Origin of the sequence: Carnobacterium sp. (assembly GCF_049673005.1) — a bacterium.
Lineage (GTDB): Bacteria > Bacillota > Bacilli > Lactobacillales > Carnobacteriaceae > Carnobacterium_A.
The window spans coordinates 1-21732 of the sequence record NZ_JBATXB010000045.1 but is presented as its reverse complement, the minus strand read 5'-3'; the positions used below and the strand labels follow the sequence as shown (position 1 = coordinate 21732).

Here is a 21732-nt window from a genome sequence, read left to right as displayed (position 1 = left end):
TTAATTTCTTTTTACAATTAGGACAAGCTAAATATTTATATTGTTTGCGCTGATAAAACTTATTGCGCAATTGATTAAATTTTTGCTTCCAACGACGACTAGCGGTTAAATATTTTTGGTTTTCGATATATCGTTTTGGACGATTTTTAGAAAGTGCTCGAGAGTAGCTAATAATAACAGCTAGCCAACCGATAAAACCTCCAATTGGTAAATTTAATAGGTTAAATAATAAAACTAAAGCCAAACCTAGATACAATAAAAAAGTTGACAGTTTATCCATACCATATCTTCCAACCATGAACTTTTGAATTTTTAATCGGATATTTCTCATTCTATTTGTCACCTCTTTCTCTTATTCTGTCTTTAGTGTCGGTAAGTAGTATACCATTTTAAAGTAGATTTTCTACCGGCTTTAGACTGATTTTTTTGTTAGTGAAATTCAATCAAGTTGTTCCGATAACAGAGGCGTGGTATGATTTATCTATAAAATATTTTTCAGAGTATAATTTAAAGAAATAAAAGAAATAAAACTAACCATAAAAGGAGATTAATAAATATGAAATCACGTGCAGCAGTTGCGTTTGGTCCAGGCCAACCTCTTGAAATAGTAGAAATCGATGTAGAAGGACCAAAAAAAGGGGAAGTATTAATTAGAATTACCGATACAGCTGTTTGTCATACAGATGCGTATACATTATCGGGTACAGATCCAGAAGGTGTTTTTCCTGCTGTATTGGGTCATGAAGGTGGCGGAATTGTTGTAGAAGTCGGAGAAGGTGTCACATCTGTTGAACCAGGAGATCATGTTATTCCTTTATATACGCCTGAATGCGGCAAGTGCAAGTTTTGTTTATCAGGTAAAACGAATCTCTGTCAAGCCATTCGTGAGACACAAGGTAAGGGACTAATGCCTGATGGAACTACTCGTTTTTCATACAAAGGTGAACCAATCTACCATTATATGGGAACAAGCACATTTAGTGAATACACGGTTGTTTCTGAAATTTCTTTAGCAAAAGTTAACCCAGAAGCTCCATTAGAAAAAGTTTGTTTACTAGGCTGTGGTGTTACAACTGGAATAGGTGCAGTAACTAATGCAGCTAAAGTAACTGAAGGAGATACCATTGCTATTTTTGGTTTAGGAGCGATTGGTTTAGCCGTTATTCAAGGTGCTGTAAAACAAAAAGCTGGACGTATTATTGTGGTTGATACAAATCCAGACAAATTTACATTAGCTAAAGAATTAGGGGCAACAGATTTTGTTAATCCAAAAGAATACGACCGTCCTATCCAAGAAGTGATAGTTGAAATGACGGATGGTGGAGTAGATTATAGTTTCGAATGTATTGGAAACGTAGATGTGATGCGTTCAGCGCTAGAATGTTGTCATAAAGGCTGGGGAGAAAGTGTTATTATTGGTGTTGCTGGAGCCGGAGAAGAAATTAGTACAAGACCTTTCCAACTAGTGACTGGACGAGTATGGCGCGGTTCAGCATTTGGTGGAGTAAAAGGACGTACAGAATTACCCGGGATGGTTGAGGAAGCAATGAAAGGTACTATTCAATTGGATCCATTCATCACCCATACTTTACCATTCGATAAAATAAATGAAGCTTTTGATTTGCTGCATAAAGGTGAGTCAATTCGTACCGTCCTTTCTTATAATTAAATTAGTCCATTGAAATGAATTTAAGGAGGAAAAAAGAATGCAGGAATTAGAACAACTCGAGAAACACGTTAGTTTTGATGGGGTCCAATATAAATATCGCCATCATTCAACAACTTTAGGTTGTCCAATGACCTTCAGTTTGTTTTTACCGAATAAAGAGACATTTCCTAATCCGCCTTTGCTATGGTGGTTATCTGGTTTGACGTGTTCAGATGATAACTTCACACATAAAGCAGGTGCGCAAAAAGCAGCTGCAAAATTAGGTATAGCTATGATTATGCCAGATACGAGTCCGAGAGGGGAAAGTATCGCTGATTCAGCTGATTATGATTTGGGGCAAGGAGCAGGTTTTTATATTAATGCGACTCAAGAACCTTGGGCAAAACACTATAAGATGTATGATTACATTACCAAAGAATTATCAACAATCGCACATGAGCAATTTGAATTGACTGGAAAAGAGTTTATCTCTGGTCATTCTATGGGTGGACATGGAGCACTAGTCATTGGTTTACGCAATCCAGAACGATTCCAATCCATTTCAGCATTTGCTCCAATTGTTAATCCTAGTCAAGTTCCTTGGGGGATAAAAGCTTTTGGTGAATATTTAGGTGAAGATAAAAAAAATTGGCTTGAATGGGATGCGTTGGAGTTGTTGAAGAATTCTACTAACAGAAAAATTCCCATCTTAATTGATCAAGGTGATGCAGATTCGTTTTATGAAAAACAGTTGCAACCGTCTAAGATAGAGTCTCTTGCAAAAGAAAAAAACTATCCACTGACCCTTCGAATGCAAAAAGGTCATGACCATAGTTACTATACGATAGCGACCTTTATTGAAGAACATTTGGAATTTCATTTATCACATTCAGTTTCACATTAAGCTAAAAAAGGCAGCATCACCAGTTAATTGGTGATGCTGCTTTTTTAGAATGAATCTAGTTTTGAAGGAGAAAATCCTTCCCCTAATAAACCATTAATTTCTTGAAGAATTTCCTTTGCATCAGGATTAATTAAGAATGAATCGCCGTCTATTAAATCTCCACGGCTATTTTCTTCAGGTGCATCATTTTTTGCTTTTAAACAAATAGGGTAGTGTGTTTTAGGGTCAGGTTTCACTATTTTCTCTAAAACAATCTCGTGCTCCCAGTCATCACCAAAATCATAGGTATAAATAATTCGATCTTTCTCTTTTTTAAACCACTTATCCAGAGTTTCATCCTCACCTAATTTTTTAATAGAAGATGAAAATTGTCCCCAGCCGCTATCAGAGTTAGGACCTTGATAGTCATTATCAGGCTCGATAGAGATGTTTTGAACGGGCTCTCCATTTGATTTACGAATAGAAAAATTGTGTAAGTGAGAGTCATACCAGTCAAAACTAACTTGAATAACTTCGTGTAATTCAAGAAAAGTAGATTCGCTGTTTACTTGAACTCTACGCCATACAGGGACACCAACGTCTAGTAAAGCAATTTTAAATTGAAAAATCATCCGAGCACATCCTTTTCTTATAATTAATAATGAATGATAATGAGTTTCTTGATATATAACTATAACAATAAAATATACAATCGTATAGCGTAGGCATAGAAAAACAACTTATTTTAGAACAAAGACGTATCTCTTTTAACAAAGGAATTCAAACAATCAGGCGCTTAATTAATCTGTTAAAATGCTTATGCTATTTATTAAAGAGGAACGCCTAGTGTGACTACAAAAATGATAAAAAGTGTTACTATAGTAAATTATACATACGATTTAAGTTATACTCAGATGAGATAATCCTAACTAGTTTAAAAAAACTGACTAACGATTGCATAAACTTAAAGAGATTAATAAAATAGTTACGTTAAAAGTAAAGGGGACGAATAGAGAATGGGATTGACATTAATACTCGCAGAAAAACCATCTCAAGCTTTAGCATACGCTGAATCCTTTGGTAAGTTTTCAAAAAAAGAGGGGTACATTGTGTTAAATCCATCCAATGATATCATTACTTGGGGTTTTGGCCATTTAGTTGAGTTAGCTTCTCCAGAAGAATACAAAGAGGAATGGAAAAAATGGAATATGAAAGAACTGCCTATCATTCCACAAACATTTAAATTTAAAGTTGGACAAGGAAAAGCGAAACAATTTACTATCGTAAAAAAATTACTAAAAGAAGCAGAAAGAATTATTATTGCTACGGATAGCGATCGAGAGGGAGAAAATATTGCTCGTTCGATTATTAATCAAGCACAAGTTGGCAATAAAGAAATTAAACGACTATGGATTAATTCACTAGAATCTGATGAAATACAAAAAGGATTTTCAAATTTAAGAGAGGGAAAAGAGTACTATTCCTCTTATATTGAAGCCCAAACAAGACAAATAAGCGATTGGTTAATTGGGATGAATCTATCCCGTATGTATACTCTGACGTTACAAAAAAAAGGAATAAATGAAGGTGTGTTTAGTGTTGGACGTGTTCAAACACCAACCTTATATCTAATTTATACTAGACAAAAAGAAATTGAGAATTTTGTCCCTGAAGTATTTTATGAGCTATTTGCAACAATAAAAGCTGCGAATGGAGTATTTAAGGCTAAATACAATGAAAAGTTTCCTTCAAAAAAAGAGCTACAACAATTGATCAAAAAATGTCAATTAGTGGCTAATAATCCGGGAGTTATCTCTAATGTTGAAATGAAACATATCTCCAAGCCTTCGCTGCTACTCTTTTCTTTAAGTGATTTACAAAGTCTTATAAATAAGAAGTATAAAGTGAGTCCAGCAGATACATTGAAGCAGGTTCAATTCCTTTATGAAGCTAAAATTATCAGTTATCCTCGAAGCGATTGTCGGCACATTACTGACTCAGAATTTCGCTACTTACTAGAAAATCTTGAAGATTACCAAGGTCTATTAAACTATACGATTAAACAGCCCAATGTAAGCAAACGGAAACGTTATGTTGACGGGTCAAAAGTTCAAGAGCATTATGCCGTTATACCAACTAAAAAGATACCAACACAAAAAGAGTTAGGCAAATTAACCACTATTCAAAAAAACATCTATTTTACAGTTTTGAGACGAACACTAGGGATGTTTGAAACAGACTTTAAGTATGATGAAACAACTATTACAGTCGATGTTAAGTCGCTTCCTTTTATTAGTAAAGGACGTACTATAATAGATAAAGGCTGGCGTAAGTTAGAATATCCAGCTAGAGAGAGTTCAGATAAAAAAGAACATACGGAGTTACCATTTGTACAAAAAAATGAAGCAATTGAAGCGGAACTTTCCACCTCAGAAGGTTTCACTACACCGCCAAAACTGTATACAGAAGGTACTTTGATTACCGCTATGAAAACATGTGGAAAAGAACTAGAAAATAAGAAAGAAAAAGAGATATTAAAAGAAACAGAGGGAATTGGAACAGAAGCAACAAGGGCAAATGTTCTAGAAACCCTAAAAAAGCAACAGTATATTATCAGTGAAAAAAATAATGTGACGGTCACACCAAAAGGAACAATTTTGTGCCAAGCAGTTGCAGATACACTTTTAAGCAGCCCTGAGATGACTGCCAAGTGGGAAAATTATTTAAAGAAAATAAAAAATGAAGAAGGGACTCAAGAAGCTTTCTTAGCAAATATTGAAAAGTTTATTCATCATACCTTAATTTCAAGTGCGCAAGTTATTGAAAGCCATGATTGGTCTGCTCATAAGAGTAACTTTAGTCAAAGTAAACAGGAAATCGCGAAGTGTCCTGAATGTGGACAATCGATAGTGGACAAGGGAAAACTTTTTGGTTGTAGTGGATACAGTAACGGATGCACCTTTACCCTTCCAAAACGCTATGTAGGAAAAACGTTGTCTGAAGCTATGATAAGAAGTTTAATAACAGTTAAAGAAACGCAACTATTAAAAGGATTTAAGAAAAAAGATGGAAAAACTTTTTCAGCTGCTTTATTGTTGACAGAGGATTATAAATTACTGTTTAAACCCTATAAATAAAAGGAAAAATAATTTAACAGCCTAATGAGTAAAAAAAAGTTGCAGATAGATAGAATATCATCTATATTAGTAAAGTGGTAAAAATAGAGAAAAGAGGTTGATGTATGGATTTTGAATCTTATGCAAAAGTGATGAAGGCATTATCTGATCCTAAACGTGTCAAAATTATAGAGATGCTTTCTCACGGGGAGTTATGTGCGTGTGATATCTTGGAAAAATTTGATTTTACACAACCGACTTTATCTCATCATATAAATGTACTTGTAGCTGCGAATTTAGTGACGGTAGAGAAAACTGGAACTTGGCACCATTATTTTTTAAATAAAATGAAAATAGTTCAACTAATAGCGGCTACTGAAAAGTTTACTTCGGTAAATGAATAAGGTGAGACGAACCAACAACACACTGTTTACAAGGAAGTGAAATCCTACATGTAATGTGGAGGATAAAATGAAAGGGATGAAATAATTGTTTGATACGTTTAATAAATACGGGTGGTTTTTTAAGTTACGCTGGAAAAGTTATACTTTCGGTGTAATAGCTTTAATTATTTGTGCCATTTTGCAAGTGATGAATCCCAAAATTATTGGGACTATAATTGATCACTTTATTGCAGGAACACTAAATTGGAAGATATTACTTTTTTTTGTATCCTTAATACTTATTTTCTCATTAACCATGTACGCATTGCGATATGGTTGGAGAATGGCTTTATTTGGAAACTCAACTTTGATTGAGTCTATATTACGCAATCGTTTATTTTCATTTTTCACACGGATGGATACTGAATTTTTTCAGAAATACCGGACAGGAGATTTAATGGCTCATGCGACAAATGACTTGGCTGCAATCCGCTTTGTTGCCGCAGATGGAGTCTTAACCTTAACAGATGCCTTATCTTTAGGTGGAATCACACTCTTTTCCATGTTCTTTTTTATTGACTGGAAACTGACGCTAATGACTATTTTGCCATTGCCTATTTTGATTTTTGTTTCAACTTATTTAGGTAAGATGATTCATGCACGATACAAAGATGCACTACAAGCATTTTCTTCTATGAATAATCATGTTCAAGAAAGTGTAACAGGCATGAAAGTTCTTAAAACATTCGGTGAAGAGAAAGAAGACTATACTGCATTCAAAGAAGAAACAAAAAAAGTAGTAGATAAGAATCAACGAGTCTATAAGTTAAAAGCTGCTTTAAGTCCAAGTATTGAAATTATTATGGGCTTAACTTATGTAATTGCTTTATTAGTTGGCGGTAATTTTGTACAAATTGGTCGTATTTCTATTGGAGATTTAGTAGCTTTTATTAGTTATATCGGCATGATGCAGTGGCCTTTATTAGCAGTAGGAGGACTAATTAACACCCTTGAACGTGGAAGTGCTGCATATGATAGAGTGGAAGCTTTATTGGACTATACTCCTTCTGTTGTTGAGAAAAAAGAAGCTGTTTACCAACCATTAGATGGTGACATCCACTTTGATATTCACTCTTTTACCTATCCTGATGATGCACATCCTACGTTGACTGATATTTCTTTTCAATTAGAAAAAGGAAAAATGTTAGGAGTAGTTGGCAGAACAGGTTCTGGGAAAAGTACGTTATATAAATTGTTATTACGCGATTACGATCATTATGAAGGAATGATTTCTTATAACAATATAAATATAAAAGATTACGCATTAGAATCGTTAAAAAAAGGAATAGCTATTGTTCCGCAAGAAAACTTTTTATTTTCAACTACGATTCGTGAGAATATTCGATTTGGAAATCCATCGTTATCTCAAGAAGAAGTTGAAAAGTATGCACGCTTAGCTAATATTCACGAAGATATTTTACAATTTCCTGAAGGATATGATACAAAAGTTGGAGAAAGAGGTGTCTCTTTATCTGGAGGTCAAAAGCAACGAATTGCTATTGCACGAGCACTAGCTGTTGATCCAGAATGTTTGATTCTAGATGATTCTCTGTCAGCTGTAGACGCACAGACAGAAGAAACTATTTTAAGTTTATTAAAACAAGAGCGACGCCATAAAACAACCATCATTTCAGCTCATCGCATTAGTTCGATCATGCATGCAGATGAGATTATTGTAATGGAAAAAGGTGAGATGAGTGAACGTGGGACTCACCAAGAGTTAATCGGGATAAATGGTTGGTACAATGACATGTATCAGAAACAACAACTTGAGAAAAAATTAGATGGGGAGGGAATGTAATGGCAACTCAAAATCAAACAGCCTTTTCCACTAAAGAGTCAGGGCAAGTCCTACTTACTTTGATGCGTTTTGCGAAGCCACATAAGTTCCTTTTCATTATTTCTTTTGTGTTTTTAGCATTAAGTTCAGCAATAGCTGCGTATCTGCCTATCATAATTCAACGATATATTGATACGTATCTAGCAAAAGGAACAGCTACAATGGAAATAACGATTCGCGTGGTTACATTTTATGGAATCTTAACGCTCCTTAAAGCATTATTTTCTTACGGAAAGGATTTTCTTTTTAATACTGCTTCAGAAAGAACGGTAGGAAATATTCGGAATCGTTTGTATGAAAAAGTAGGTTCGTTGGGAATGAGATATTTTGATCAAACTCCAGCAGGTACGGTTGTTTCGAGAGTAACGAATGACACTGAAACGATTAAAGAATTTTGGACAGTGTTTTTGAACTTATCTAATGGATTTTTTAGTGTAGTTTCAATTACCATCGCAATGTTTGCGCTAAATTGGCGAATGGCATTAGTCTTTCTCTTTTTTATTCCCTTTATTATATGGATGGCAGGCGTTTATCGTAAAAAAAGTACGCTTGTTTATAGCCGTATGAGGGGTGTATTGGGTCAACTAAATGCTAGTTTAAGTGAATCAATTAGTGGCATGAGCATTATTCAAAAATACCATCAAGAAGAGAATTTTATAAAAGAATTTGATGAGATTAATCAAGAGTATGTAGATTCTCGTCGCTCAATGTATAGTATGAATGCGTTATTATTGGCACCAGCTATTAATGTGATTGAATCGGTTGCTTTAGTAGCCGTTTTGCTGATTTTCGGTTACCAAGATTGGAGTTCGAATGCAGTTGATATAGGACTTGTCTATGCGTTTACGGCCTATTCGCGCTCGTTTTTCCAGCCAATTAGTCAAATGATGAATAGTCTAAGTTCGTTACAAGATGGAATTGTTGCTGGACATCGAGTACAAGAATTGCTAAAAAGTGATGAACTTGCTCCTCAGTCAACAAAAGAAGAAAAAGGTCTGATTACAAATGGACACATTAAAGTAAACAACTTAAACTTTTCATATGATGGAAAGAAACAAGTTTTGCGTAATATTAGTTTTGAGGTGAAACCAGGTCAAACAGTTGCTTTGGTAGGACAAACAGGATCAGGGAAAAGTTCAATTATTAATGTACTAATGCGATTTTATGAATACCATGAAGGAGAAATCATGATAGATGGCTATTCTTTAAAAGATATGCCGATAGAAGTTCTTAGAACCGAAATGGGCTTAGTTTTACAAGATAGCTTCTTATTTTATGGAAATGTTGCGGATAATATCCGTATGTACGATAAGTCATATACGGATGAAGAAGTTAAGAGAGCAGCTGAATTTGTTTATGCGGATGATTTTATTTCTAAAATGGATGAAGGGTATGCATCAAAAGTTATCGAACGTGGGGCAAGTTTATCTGCTGGAGAAAAGCAATTGATCAGTTTTGCGAGAACAATTTTACGTTCGCCAAAAATCCTAATCTTAGATGAAGCGACTGCCAATATTGATACTGAGACTGAAGGGAAAATTCAAAAAGGCTTAGCTAATATGCGTAAAAATCGGACGTCATTAATTATTGCTCACCGGCTATCTACAATTAAAGATGCGGATAAAATTTTAGTATTAAGTAATGGCGAGATTGTTGAACAAGGCAGTCATGATGAATTAATTGATAAAAAAGGTGCTTATTTTGATATGTATCAATTACAAACCTATCAAGAAAAAACAGGCGATTTATAAAAAATAACTCGATGCTAAGAAATAAGAATGACTACAATGATTTCCAAGGATTAGACATTATTCTAATCTTTGGAGGTTATTTTTTTTAGACTAATTATCAGTTAAAAAAACGAATCTATTTTAAAGGATTGTTTCAATCAAATAGTGGAAAACGAGATAGACCTAAAGAACCAAAAGATAATATTCTACTAGTCTTTAATAGCTTTTTTCATTATAATAAAGTCGACAGGTAAAACGCTTACAAAGTTAAAGGAGTGGATACTATGGAATCCATTAAGGTTCAATTATTCGGTAATTTCCGTACGACAATTGATGGAGAAGCCTTGTTATTTCCATATGGAAAAATACAGGCACTTTTTTGTTATTTGGTTGTGAATAAACGAGCAACTAGAGATGAATTATCATTGCTATTATGGGCAAATATGGAAGATCGAGTTGCAAAGAAAAATTTGCGAAATGCTTTATATACACTGAAGAAACTCTTTCATGCCTATGACTTATTGATTTACGATGGACTTTCTAGTGTGGCGATTCAATCAGGTGTTAATCTATTATGTGACTATGATACATTTATCAGGAATACTGATGAGTTAACGAGCTATGGTGGTGAGTTCTTAAAAGGGTGCTCGATAAAAGGTGCAGAAAATTTCGACTTATGGATAGATCAACTTAGAGAAGAAACAAAAAGTATTTATCTAGATAGACTAAGGTTTAATAGGCAAAAAGCTAAAGATAATCAACAGTACGAACAGTTAGAACTATATTGTAAATTATCCATTAAAGCAGATGAATTTGATGAAGAAGCTTATAAAGAATTGATGAGTTGCTATAAGGAACAGCAAAAGTATTCCAGTGCAATTCAACTATATAATGAGTTATCTGATTTTTTAAGTAAGGAACTTGCTATTATCCCAGATGACGAGACTGAAGTTATCTATACAGAAGTATTAGACTTAATGAATAAACGTGAAGAAAAAGTTTCTTCAGAACGTTTTTTCTTTGGAAGAGACAGAGAAATTCGTTTATTTCAAAAAAGTTATAGTGCATTTATAAAAAAAAATAGCAACTCATCATTTCTAATCAGAGGTGAAATGGGAGTCGGTAAGACTAGGCTTAAAGAGCAATTCTTGAATAAAAATAAAAAAGAAGATTGTCGAATAATTGAAGTGAAGTGCTACCAATTTGAGAGCAGTTATTCTTTAAAGGCTTGGAAGATGGTCATACTAGAAATTGTAAAAATCGCTCATGAAGAAGCTATCTCCATTCCTTTATTTTTAATGAATGCTTTATCAGAATTTATCCCTGAAGTTAGAGGAGAATGGACGACTCAACGAAGTGAAAAAGAAACGCCTCACACCTATCAAAAAATGTATGGTTTTGAAGAAATAATTAATGAAATTATTAAACATGTATCCTCAAAAAAGAAAATGATGATTATTTTTGAAGATATTCACTGGATGGATGCAGCAAGTTTAACATTATTAACGAGTTTGTTAATAAATAATGAGTTAGTTTCTTGTCTATTTATAGTGTTAAGTAGGAATGAAAAAAACACAGAATTAGATAAATTTATTGCAAATACTAAAGAACAAACGAATATGAATCACATACTATTAAAAACGTTTACTGAAGATGAAAACAAACGCTTTATTGACCGGTCGTTACCTGGAAACCAGTTAAATGAAAAGTCACATGAGAAGATTTATTCTGAAACAAAAGGAAATGCATTTTTTCTTACAGAATACTTACAGGTGTTGGTAAATAATGAAAATCCAGATGAAATGTCTGCAAAAATGATGGATGTTTTACAAAAGCGATTCTTAGATCTTACCGAAAATGAAAAACGCATTATAGAAGTTAGTTCATTATTTTATGATGAAGTACCGTTGCGTATATTAAAAGAATTTGTTCCATTAGACGAACTAGAAATTATCTATCAAGCGGAAAATTTAGTAAAAAAAAGGCTGTTAGTCGAGTTAACGATGGGAAACAATATCAGCTACGCATTTAACCATCAAAAATTAAGAGAATTTATTTACACTTCTTTATCTTCTGCTAAGAAAACGGTATTGCATAACCGGGTTGGAAAGCAGTATGAAAAAGAATTAAAAGAAAATTTAGGAGACTTAAATATTTATTTCAAATTAATTTATCACTTTGAAAAAGCGAGTAATCATTTAGAGACATTGCGCTATCAAGTTAAAAGAATGGATATGCTCCTTAGTTTCGTACATGAACGCTTTCCGATTATTCATTATGATGAAGATTATTTCCGTAAATTGTATATTAATGAAGATGATGTAGACCGTATGTTAGATGAACTGAAAGATCGCTTATTCATAGTTAAAAGAGAGCAAAATGAGTCAAAAGAGATGGCTATTTTAGAAGCAAATATTTTATTCTTATGTGGACGAGCAATGATCAGGAAAGGCGATTACACGAAAGGATTAAGAGACATTCAACAATTATTAAGTTTAGCAAAAAAGTATAAATTGAAAAAATATTTGTTAGGTGGACACGAACAGATGATGTGTTATTGTATTCAAACGGAAAATACGCATATTATGAAAAGTTATATCGAAAATATGGATGAAGTATTGAGAAAAGAATTTGAGAAAGAAGAACAAGGATTGATTCATCGTTACCGTGGAATGTATGCGCTGATGAATAGAGATTATATAAATGCGGAAAAATATCTTCAACGAGGGATTACTCATTTTACAAATTCAGAAGAACTATTCGAAAAATATTGCTTAACTATTGCAGCTTGCTACAATAATATTGGAGATATAAGGATTGCAGCAGGCGGATATGAAGAAGCTATTTACTATTATAGAAAAGCAATTTATCTTTGCGAAGAGAAAAAAAGTTGGATTAGCATTTCACTTTTTGAAACAAATATAGGTGTGGCTCTTTTTGAGATTGGTGATTATAAGCAAGCAAAACAATATTTAAAACGAGCAATGAAGACCTATGAAAAAATAGAGTTCAATATGAGTCAGTCTATTGCAGAAATATATATGTCCTATATTATGATAGAAGAGCACCGATACCAAAAAGCATTAGAATTTATAAAAAAAGCAATCAAACACGCTAAGCTTTTAAATGTTCCAAAAGAAAGAGTTTATATTAATGAATGGAAAGCAAAAGTAATGTTGTTATCTCAAGAAGATAAACAAGCAACTCAATTATTTGAGGGGTATTTAAAAAAACATCCAATTAAGAAAGTAAGTACTCAGGAGATAGATAATAGTTACTCAAATTAAATTTTATCGCTCTAACCGAAAGAATCAGTTGATTATAACTGATTCTTTTTTATTTTTAGAAAATACAACAAAAAATATCAAATTAACGATGAGAAGACTATTTTTTTGACGTTTTGTAGATGCTTCGAAGGTAGGATAAAGATAATAAAATCAATAAGTAAAGGAAGGCTGATAAAATGGCGACCATTATGGATGGAGAAGTTGTTTCAACCGCTTTAATGGAAAAGATGCTCATTGATAGAGAAAAACTAAGGATAAAGAATATCATGCCAACAGTTGAAATCATTCGAGTTGGAACAAAGAGGGATGCTCTTGCTTATGAAGCAGCAGTAAAGAAAATGTTCAAAAGAATAGAGATTAACTGTATCGTTTCTGCATATCCGGCTGAAATTTCGCAAGAAAAACTAATAATAGAAATGAAAAAGAAAAATGAGGATAAACACATACATGGGATTCTAGTGTTGCGTCCTTTACCAAACCAGCTAGATGAATGCATTATAGGGAAATGTCTTAATCCCATTAAAGATATAGATGGGATGACGCCATATAATTTGGGAAATATTATTCTTGAAAATAATAGCACACACTTACCTTGTACACCTATTGCGGTATTGGAATTGCTTTCTTATTACAAAATAGACATTTTAGGACGAAGAATTGTGGTTGTTGGTCAAAGTTCAGCGATCGGTAAACCATTAACTGTTTTATTGTTAAATCGAGGAGCTACAGTAACGACTGTAAATATTCATACAAAAGATCTGAAGAAAAGCTGTTTAGAGGCAGACATAATTATTTCTGCTACCGGAAAAAAAGGATTAATTAGGGAAGACTTTATATCGAGCAAAGCTATTGTGATTGATGTAGGAATTTCTGTAGACGAACGAGGTGAAATTAGTGGAGATGTTTGTTTTGAGGAAGTTAAAGAAAAATGTGAATTTATAACGCCTGTTCCAGGAGGGATTGGATTAATAACTACCACTGTATTAGCAAGGAACGCCTTGCGTTCTGCTGATACGGAAAAAAAAGACTAGTTGAAATGACAGGATAAAAAAGGAGGAATAAAAAAATGACGGATTTTAATCCACAAGAAATTGCGCAACTAACTGTAGAAAAAGGTGTATCTAAAGTGAACACACCTATCGGAAAAGAAAGTTTACTAGCTTTTGTCGGAGGTGCATTTATTTCTATCGGTTACTTGGCGTATATCCGTATTACTGGAACATTACCGGCAGAATGGGGAGGGTTATCTACTTTTATCGGTGCGGGTGTGTTTCCAATCGGATTAATACTAATTTTATTAGGTGGAGGAGAGTTGTTAACAGGCAATATGATGGTTGTTAGTATGTCATATATCAATAAAAAAATTTCATTTTTAGATATGTTGAAAAATTGGGGAATTGTTGCTTTCTTTAATTTAATTGGTGCACTTTTTGTTGCTTACTTTTTTGGTCATATTTTAGGATTAACAGAAGGAGTAGTATTGGAGAAAACAATTGCTGTGGCACAAGCTAAAGTGGGTGATTCATTCTTGATAGCTTTTATTTCAGGGATTGGCTGTAATTGGTTAGTTGGAATGTCCGTTTGGTTATGTTACGGGACAAAAAGTTTTTCTGGGAAAATACTAGCTATTTGGTTTCCAGTAATGGTCTTTGTTCTCATTGGTTTTCAACACGTTGTAGCTAATTTCTTTATCATTCCAGCAGCTATTTTTGCAGGTTCGTTATCATGGATGGCATTTATACAAAATATTATTCCAGTTTTTTTAGGAAATGCTGTAGGCGGCAGCATATTTGTTAGTTTATTTTACTCAATAGCCTATGTGAAAAAGACTGAGAAAATAAAAAAAGAATCTCTTTCTAGAGAAAGACTACTTGATTCATCTTTATCTACAGAATTAGAGAAATAGGTTTAAAAAAAATGAATGAAAAGGGGTAGCATCATGATCACGCAAAAAGATTTAATCAAACAAAATGAAACACCGTACTCTTCAACACAAAAATTAACTATGACCGCTATGTTCATCGCTTTAAACATTGTCTTGAATCAAATAACTATTCCAATAGGAACAACAATTGAAATAGGTTTTGCTTTCTTACCTATTGCGATAATGGCTTATCTTTTTGGTCCTATACGAGCAGGAGGAGCAGCAATACTTGCTGATGTACTGGGTTTCTTTTTGAGACCAAACGGATTTTTCTTTCCAGGATTTACATTAAACATGGGTGTGGCGGCCGCGATTTACGGACTATTCTTATATAAAAAGCCTGTTACCTTGAGACGTGTAGCCATTACTGTTTTGATTGTAGATATCGTCATTAGCTTAATTTTAACACCGATCTGGCTAAATATAATGTACCAAACTAATTTATTTGCTATACCGCGTATCATTAAAACAGTGATACTTTATCCAATTAATGTAGGATTACTCTATTCAAATTTGAAATTTGTGCATCAGTTTTTTGGCAAGAAGAATAGATAATCGTTTAAATTAAATAATTGGACAAAAAGGGGGGAGAATTAAATGATAAAAACGTATGCTGAAGCGTTAGATTGGATTCACGGACGGACTCACTTTGGTGTTCGCCCTGGCTTATCTCGTATACGGTACTTATTAAAGCAATTAGGTAATCCTCAAGATGAGTTAAAGACGATTCATGTTGCTGGAACGAATGGAAAAGGATCAACTGTTACGTATCTTCAGGAAATGTTTTTAGCAAAAAAGATGAAAGTAGGAACCTTTACATCTCCTTATATCATTTTATTCAATGAACGCATTAGTATAAATGGAGAACCTATTTCTAATGAAGAGTTAATTCAGCTAGTTAATAAAGTAATCCCGATTATAAATGAGATGGATGCGACCGATTCTGAGTTGCATGGGATTACTGAATTTGAAGTCATTACAGCAATGATGTTTGATTATTTTCTGAAAGAAGAAGTAGATGTTGCGGTTGTTGAAGTTGGTTTAGGTGGGTTATTAGACTGTACAAATGTTATTAAAATACCGGTTGTTTCTGGAATTATAACGATAGGATTAGATCATATAGATATCTTAGGAGATACAATAGAAGAAATAGCAACTCAAAAAGCAGGTATCATCAAAAAAAATTGTCCTGTAGTAACGGGAAATATACCTCAAGAAGCGATGGTGGTTATTCAAAATAGAGCAAAAGATAAACAAGCTAAACTCTACCGATTTAATGAAGAATATCAAGTTCAACTAGAGGGGAATCAAGGGGATTTTATTTTTAGAAATGAAACTGCTATTCTAGAGTCTCTTCATACTTCTTTAACGGGAAGACATCAAATAGACAATGCAGCCCTTGCGATACAGCTGTTTCAAGTCTATATGGAAAAAGAAAAAATAGTCTATACACAAAATCAGATTAAAGAGGGGCTAGAAAGGGCATTTATTGCGGGAAGGATGGAAACTTTATCAGAAAGTCCATTAGTTATTATAGATGGCGCACATAATGTTCCGGCTATTTATAAATTAAAAGAAAATATAAGCTCATCATTTATCGGAAATCAATTTAAAAATAAAAAATTGAAAATAATATTTGCCGCAATTGATACGAAAGATATTGTCGGTATGTTAACTTTGTTAGAAGATATTCCAAATAGTGAGCTCATATTAACATCTTTCTACAATGATAAAGCTCGACCGGTTAAAGAACTAGCTAAACTAGCTTCAGTAGTTCATCAAGTTTACCCTAACTGGGAAGAGGCAGTTTTTAAGACTTTATCAGAAGTAAAAGAAGACGAAGCCTTGCTGATTACAGGTTCATTGTACTTCATTTCTGATGTTCGTAAAAAATTTAGTCAAACGTCGATTTATTTTAAAGAAAAAAGAACAAAAGAATTTGCAATAGACGTTTTGTAGACGCTTACATTATATAGTTAGGGTAGTAAAAAAATAGAACTATAGGAGGAATAAATGATGAGTAAGAAACATGTATTGTGCGTACCAAACTTTAGTGATGGTAAAAATATGGAAGGCATTAACGCTGCGGTTGAAGCAGTTAAAAATGTGAAATCTGTTAAAATTGTAGCTGTTGAACCAGAGGCGAACTTTAACAGAACCGTATTAACTTATATCTGTGATCCAGAGTACTGTGAAGAAACGATGTTAAAATTAGCTGAGCAATTATACAAATTTATTGATATGGAAGTCCAAAAAGGCGATCATCCTCGTATTGGCGCATTAGACACAATGCCAGTCTTTCCATTAGGTGATATGACATTAGAAGAAACAACTGAATTAGCCGAAAAGTTAGGACAATCTTTACATGATCATTTTAAAGTTCCTGTTTATTTTTCTGGACAAAACGCACGTACAGAATATAAAAAATCAAATACAAACATACGTCGTGGGCAATATGAAGGATTAAAAGCTATTTTAGAAGATAAAAATCATGAAAAATATGAGGAAAGAAAACCAGATTTGAGTGTAAATGGAGAATTAGATCCTAAAATGGGTGCATGTACGGTTAGTTCTGATCTTGAAGGTTTAACAGCGTATAACGTTTATGTAGAATCTGAAGATGTTAGCATTGCTAAAAAAATTGCGAAGTTAGTAAAAAGTCCTGAACACGGTTGGGCTTCAATTAAAAGTGTCGGCTTTAAAGACGAAGGACATCCTGGTACAGCTGTTTCAATGAACGTTTTTGATGCTAACGAAACACCATTAGCTATGCTTAGCGAGTGGGTAAATACAGAAGCTGAAAAAGATGGAACAAAAGTTATCAGTACAGGTTTAGTAGGACCGGTTAAATTAAAATATATCGTAGAAGCTGCAAAACATTATGGATATGATTTCGATGGAAAAGACTACGATGGTATGATTAAAGTACTAGAAAAGAATATGGGCTTAGAAGGATTCAAAAAAGAATCAATTATTGAGTACCATATAGATTGATGGTCCTTGTATTGGCGGTGAAAGTTAAGTAGCCGCCTCTCTTTATCTATACTATTCTTCTTAGAGAGGAACGAGAATAATGGAAATAAAAATTATATTAGGCTTATTGGTTCTTTTAACGATTTACTTTTTGATTATTTTTATTCAAGACTACAGAAAAGCGAAAAAAGATGGCAAGCTAGAAGAAGGAAGCAATTTTGTCACATTTTCAGTAATAGGCTTTATTGCTAATTTTTTTGATACATTAGGTATTGGAAGTTTTGCTACGTCAACATCCGTTTTTAAACTAGGTAAGTTAATGCCCGACAAAATGATTCCTGGTACTCTAAATGTCGCAACGACAACGTCAGTTGTAATGGAAGCACTCATATTCATGACACTTGTTAAAGTAGATATTTTAACGTTAGTCTTAATGATTGGATTCTCAATGTTAGGGGCATATTTTGGAGCAAGTATTGTTTCTAAGTTGCCCGAAGTAAAGATCCAATTTGCGATGGGCGCAGCCTTAGTAATTGTTGCTTTCTTAATGCTTGCTGGATTTTTAAATATTTTCCCAATGGGAGGAGCAGCAATCGGATTAAGAGGAGTTAAACTAGTTATTGGCTGTACGGTTTGTTTTATCTTAGGCATCACAAACTGCGTTGGTATTGGAATGTACGCTCCAATTATGGCATTATCATTTGCTATAGGATTATCTCCGTTAGTTGCTTTTCCTCTAATGATGGGTTCAACAGCTTTTCTACAACCTGTTGCATCTGCAAAATTTATCAAAGAAGGCATGTATCACCGTAAAGCTTCACTTGCTTACAGCATATTTGGTGTATTAGGTGTTTTAGTGGCAGCATTCATTGTTAAGTCATTGCCTATCAATGTATTAAAAATATTAGTGTTTATTGTTGTTATCTATACAGCTCTTATGATGTTTAGATCAGCAATTAAAAGTACGAAAAAAAAAGCTGATATAACTATAGAAAAAGTAAACGCAACAGAATAAACAGTAGAATAAACTAAAAATTTAAAAAAACAAACTATAGGAGGATTATCATGCAACTTGTTGACTTAACCATTACAGAATTTATAGGGAAATTAGGATCAAATGAGCCAGCACCAGGAGGTGGTTCAGCATCTGCACTAGTTGCAGGAGTCGGAGCAGCTTTAACACGTATGGTTGCAGAATTAACAATTGGCAAACCGAAGTATGCAGAGTATAATAATGAGATGGAACTTGTTCTTGAAGAAATGAAAGCCGTTAACACAAATTTAATGGAATGCATTGATCGCGATACTGAAGCATTTAACCAAGTTTCTGCAGTCTTTGATTTACCAAAACAAACGGATGAAGATAAACAAAATCGTCGTGCGGCAATGCAAGCAGCATTGAAATATGCAACAGAGATTCCTTTTGAAACAATGGAATTTATATTAGAAGGGATTCATTTAACAGCTAAAGCAGTTGGCAAGTCGAACACAAATGCGGCAAGTGATTTAGGCGTTGCTGCATTAACAATGAAAGCGGGTTTATGTGGAGCTTGGTTAAATGTCCGCATTAATTTAAGTGGAGTAAAAGATGAAACATTTAAAGAGGACTACACGAATAGAGGAAAAGCTATCCTAGCAGAGGGCATCAAAATAGCTGACGAAATCTATGATGAGATTGAGAAATCACTATAATTAAAAAGAAGACAATTTTATAGGGGGCAGTACAAATGACTTTTCTAACAGACATTGAGATCGCAAAAAAAAATACAATGAAGCCAATTGTTGAAGTGGCAGAAAAATTAGGTATCCATTCAGATTCATTAGATATGTATGGGAAATATAAAGCAAAACTCGATATTAATGAATTAGAAAGATTGAAAGACCAACCAAATGGCAAGTTGATTTTGGTAACGGCTATTACTCCAACGGCAGCTGGAGAAGGGAAAACAACTATGTCTGTTGGATTGGCAGATGCTCTGCATAAACAAGGGGAAAAGGTTGTTGTTGCTTTAAGAGAACCTTCATTAGGCCCTGTATTCGGAGTGAAGGGTGGAGCCGCTGGGGGTGGTTATGCACAAGTCGTTCCGATGGAGGATATTAATTTACACTTTACTGGTGATTTTCATGCTATAGGAGCAGCTAATAACTTACTTGCTGCTTTGATAGATAACCACATTTTTCATGGCAATAGTCTCGATATTGATAGTAGACGAATTACTTGGAAACGGGTTGTTGACATGAACGATCGTCAATTGCGTCATGTTGTCGACGGTTTAAACGGTAAAATGAATGGTGTCCCAAGAGAAGATGGTTATGATATTACAGTGGCTTCAGAAATTATGGCTATTCTTTGTTTAGCCGATGGATTAGATGATTTGAAAGCGAGAATTAAACGAGTCGTTATTGGGTATTCAAGAACAGGCAAACAAGTTACCGCTGGTGAGTTAAAAGCTGAAGGCGCAATGACAGCTTTATTGAAAGATGCCATCCGTCCTAATATTGTTCAAACGTTAGAGCACACACCAGCCATTATTCACGGTGGACCATTTGCTAATATTGCCCATGGGTGTAATAGTGTGATTGCAACAAAGACAGCTTTGAAATATGCAGACTATGTCGTTACTGAAGCAGGATTTGGTGCTGATTTAGGAGCTGAAAAGTTCATTGACATCAAATGTAGGAATGCGAATCTAAAACCAGATGCTGTTGTTTTAGTGGCAACGATTCGAGCACTTAAAATGCATGGCGGCGTGAAGAAACAGCAGCTAGCAGAAGAGAATATAGAGGCAGTTAAAGCAGGTCTACCCAATATGTTGAAACACATTAGCAATATGCGAGATGTTTTTGGGTTGCCTTTAGTTGTTTCAATTAATAAATTCCCTACAGATACACAAGCTGAAATTGATGTTGTTTTAAAAGCCTGTCAAGAAATGAATGTTCCTGCAGTTTTATCTGACGTATGGGCAAAAGGCGGAGAAGGCGGATTAGAAATGGCGGATGTTGTTAAAAAATTAGCCGATGGAGAAAGCAACTTTAAGTTTGTTTATGAATCGGAAGATACAATCGAAGAAAAACTACACAAACTCGTAACGAAAATTTATGGTGGCGATGGAGTAGAGTATTCAGCAGAAGCTAAAAAAGAGTTGAAAGTATTAACTGAAAATGGATATGGAAACCTACCACTATGTGTAGCTAAAACACAATATTCTTTCTCAGATGATAAAAATTTGTTAGGTAATCCAAAAGGCTTTATGATTACTATCAAAAACTTAAAAGTATCAGCAGGAGCTGGATTTATCGTAGCTTTAACAGGTGCAATCATGACAATGCCTGGGTTACCAAAAGTTCCAGCATCTGAAAATATTGATGTGGACGAAGCTGGAGAGATTATAGGTTTGTTCTAAAAAAGAAAAGGCGGCAAAGAATACACTCTATTCTTTACCGTTTTTTTTTATTTTATTAGAACGGTGTGATTTACAGATAAGTAGAATGTTGTCTAACGATTATACCAACACTAGAATAATATTCCTACTTTAGACTGATTAAATAAATACTTATTTTACTTATACTAAGCACATAGAAGAAATACATTCAGGCCGTTTGAAACTAGCTAACCTCTTCGGTGAAATTAGCTACTCGTAGGATGTAGCAGTAGAGAATAACCTGGCTCCCATTTCATGTCCCTCAAGACTAAAGATAAAGGATGATGAAAATGAAAGCAATAAATAAACAAAAGAAACCATCTTTATTTCAAATAAAACCAATCATCACTGCTCTTTTTGATAAGAATATAAGCAATAAGAAGAAAGTTATGGCAGTGGGGGTAGTGCTCTACATTATTAGTCCTATTGATTTTATTCCAGATTTTATTCCTCTAGCAGGTTATGC

18 protein-coding genes are annotated in these 21732 nt (G+C 33.9%); 16 read left to right on the top strand and 2 right to left on the bottom strand.

Going from position 1 to position 21732, the window contains the following annotated elements; translation table 11 throughout:
- Window positions 1–331, bottom strand: a 331-nt coding sequence (locus tag WBF61_RS04225; RefSeq protein WP_424254202.1) for a hypothetical protein, incomplete at its 3' end; no start/stop codon positions are given.
- 225 nt (window positions 332–556) lie between these two features.
- On the opposite strand from WBF61_RS04225, the gene WBF61_RS04220 reads away from it, so the two are divergent.
- Both WBF61_RS04220 and fghA read left to right on the top strand, forming a co-directional pair.
- Complete coding sequence (locus WBF61_RS04220; protein ID WP_424254200.1) at window positions 557–1669, top strand: S-(hydroxymethyl)glutathione dehydrogenase/class III alcohol dehydrogenase; 1113 nt, start codon at window positions 557–559, stop codon at window positions 1667–1669.
- A 37-nt stretch (window positions 1670–1706) separates the two neighbouring features.
- Window positions 1707–2552 carry an S-formylglutathione hydrolase gene (fghA, locus tag WBF61_RS04215; protein WP_424254198.1) on the top strand — a complete coding sequence of 282 codons (846 nt, stop codon included), beginning with the start codon at window positions 1707–1709 and terminating at the stop codon, window positions 2550–2552.
- Window positions 2553–2596: 44 nt separating this feature from the next.
- Here fghA and WBF61_RS04210 read toward each other — a convergent pair whose 3' ends face one another.
- On the bottom strand, window positions 2597–3163 hold the full coding sequence (locus WBF61_RS04210; RefSeq protein WP_424254196.1) for a plasmid pRiA4b ORF-3 family protein: 567 nt from the start codon (window positions 3161–3163) through the stop codon (window positions 2597–2599).
- A gap of 384 nt (window positions 3164–3547) precedes the next feature.
- On the opposite strand from WBF61_RS04210, the gene WBF61_RS04205 reads away from it, so the two are divergent.
- The 14 genes from WBF61_RS04205 to WBF61_RS04140 all read left to right on the top strand — a co-directional run.
- Window positions 3548–5668, top strand: a complete 2121-nt coding sequence (locus tag WBF61_RS04205) for a DNA topoisomerase 3 (protein ID WP_424254194.1) — start codon at window positions 3548–3550, stop codon at window positions 5666–5668.
- A 104-nt stretch (window positions 5669–5772) separates the two neighbouring features.
- Window positions 5773–6051, top strand: coding sequence for an ArsR/SmtB family transcription factor (locus WBF61_RS04200; protein ID WP_424254192.1), 279 nt, complete (start codon window positions 5773–5775; stop codon window positions 6049–6051).
- 85 nt (window positions 6052–6136) lie between these two features.
- Window positions 6137–7891 (top strand): ABC transporter ATP-binding protein, encoded by a 1755-nt coding sequence (locus WBF61_RS04195; protein WP_424254190.1) that lies wholly within the window; start codon window positions 6137–6139, stop codon window positions 7889–7891.
- Complete coding sequence (locus tag WBF61_RS04190; RefSeq protein ID WP_424254188.1) at window positions 7891–9681, top strand: ABC transporter ATP-binding protein; 1791 nt, start codon at window positions 7891–7893, stop codon at window positions 9679–9681. Before WBF61_RS04195 ends, WBF61_RS04190 begins: the two co-directional genes overlap by 1 nt.
- A 263-nt stretch (window positions 9682–9944) precedes the next feature.
- Window positions 9945–12947, top strand: a complete 3003-nt coding sequence (locus tag WBF61_RS04185) for an AAA family ATPase (protein WP_424254186.1) — start codon at window positions 9945–9947, stop codon at window positions 12945–12947.
- A 176-nt stretch (window positions 12948–13123) separates the two neighbouring features.
- A complete protein-coding gene (locus WBF61_RS04180) occupies window positions 13124–13978 on the top strand; it encodes a bifunctional 5,10-methylenetetrahydrofolate dehydrogenase/5,10-methenyltetrahydrofolate cyclohydrolase (RefSeq protein WP_424254184.1) in 855 nt (284 codons plus the stop codon).
- Between the two features lie 35 nt (window positions 13979–14013).
- Window positions 14014–14853: a formate/nitrite transporter family protein gene (locus tag WBF61_RS04175; protein ID WP_424254182.1), complete on the top strand. Its 840-nt coding sequence runs from the start codon at window positions 14014–14016 to the stop codon at window positions 14851–14853.
- Between the two features lie 33 nt (window positions 14854–14886).
- Window positions 14887–15426 (top strand): folate family ECF transporter S component, encoded by a 540-nt coding sequence (locus WBF61_RS04170; protein WP_424254180.1) that lies wholly within the window; start codon window positions 14887–14889, stop codon window positions 15424–15426.
- Between the two features lie 42 nt (window positions 15427–15468).
- Entirely contained in the window at window positions 15469–16830 is a 1362-nt protein-coding gene (locus tag WBF61_RS04165) for a bifunctional folylpolyglutamate synthase/dihydrofolate synthase (RefSeq protein WP_424254178.1), read from the top strand.
- Between the two features lie 57 nt (window positions 16831–16887).
- A complete protein-coding gene (gene ftcD / locus WBF61_RS04160; protein WP_424254176.1) occupies window positions 16888–17865 on the top strand; it encodes a glutamate formimidoyltransferase in 978 nt (325 codons plus the stop codon).
- 79 nt (window positions 17866–17944) lie between these two features.
- A complete protein-coding gene (locus WBF61_RS04155; protein ID WP_424254174.1) occupies window positions 17945–18859 on the top strand; it encodes a TSUP family transporter in 915 nt (304 codons plus the stop codon).
- Window positions 18860–18909: 50 nt separating this feature from the next.
- Complete coding sequence (locus WBF61_RS04150) at window positions 18910–19536, top strand: cyclodeaminase/cyclohydrolase family protein (protein ID WP_424254173.1); 627 nt, start codon at window positions 18910–18912, stop codon at window positions 19534–19536.
- A 35-nt stretch (window positions 19537–19571) separates the two neighbouring features.
- Window positions 19572–21248: a formate--tetrahydrofolate ligase gene (locus WBF61_RS04145; RefSeq protein WP_424254171.1), complete on the top strand. Its 1677-nt coding sequence runs from the start codon at window positions 19572–19574 to the stop codon at window positions 21246–21248.
- A gap of 299 nt (window positions 21249–21547) precedes the next feature.
- Window positions 21548–21732, top strand: a 185-nt coding sequence (locus WBF61_RS04140) for a YkvA family protein (protein WP_424254170.1), incomplete at its 3' end; no start/stop codon positions are given.

Coding starts and splice junctions, on each gene's coding strand:
- WBF61_RS04220 (WP_424254200.1), top strand. CDS start 557: ATGAAATCACGTGCAGCAGTTGCGTTTGGTCCAGGCCAACCTCTTGAA.
- fghA (WP_424254198.1), top strand. CDS start 1,707: ATGCAGGAATTAGAACAACTCGAGAAACACGTTAGTTTTGATGGGGTC.
- WBF61_RS04210 (WP_424254196.1), bottom strand. CDS start 3,163: ATGATTTTTCAATTTAAAATTGCTTTACTAGACGTTGGTGTCCCTGTA.
- WBF61_RS04205 (WP_424254194.1), top strand. CDS start 3,548: ATGGGATTGACATTAATACTCGCAGAAAAACCATCTCAAGCTTTAGCA.
- WBF61_RS04200 (WP_424254192.1), top strand. CDS start 5,773: ATGGATTTTGAATCTTATGCAAAAGTGATGAAGGCATTATCTGATCCT.
- WBF61_RS04190 (WP_424254188.1), top strand. CDS start 7,891: ATGGCAACTCAAAATCAAACAGCCTTTTCCACTAAAGAGTCAGGGCAA.
- WBF61_RS04185 (WP_424254186.1), top strand. CDS start 9,945: ATGGAATCCATTAAGGTTCAATTATTCGGTAATTTCCGTACGACAATT.
- WBF61_RS04180 (WP_424254184.1), top strand. CDS start 13,124: ATGGCGACCATTATGGATGGAGAAGTTGTTTCAACCGCTTTAATGGAA.
- WBF61_RS04175 (WP_424254182.1), top strand. CDS start 14,014: ATGACGGATTTTAATCCACAAGAAATTGCGCAACTAACTGTAGAAAAA.
- WBF61_RS04170 (WP_424254180.1), top strand. CDS start 14,887: ATGATCACGCAAAAAGATTTAATCAAACAAAATGAAACACCGTACTCT.
- WBF61_RS04165 (WP_424254178.1), top strand. CDS start 15,469: ATGATAAAAACGTATGCTGAAGCGTTAGATTGGATTCACGGACGGACT.
- ftcD (WP_424254176.1), top strand. CDS start 16,888: ATGAGTAAGAAACATGTATTGTGCGTACCAAACTTTAGTGATGGTAAA.
- WBF61_RS04155 (WP_424254174.1), top strand. CDS start 17,945: ATGGAAATAAAAATTATATTAGGCTTATTGGTTCTTTTAACGATTTAC.
- WBF61_RS04150 (WP_424254173.1), top strand. CDS start 18,910: ATGCAACTTGTTGACTTAACCATTACAGAATTTATAGGGAAATTAGGA.
- WBF61_RS04145 (WP_424254171.1), top strand. CDS start 19,572: ATGACTTTTCTAACAGACATTGAGATCGCAAAAAAAAATACAATGAAG.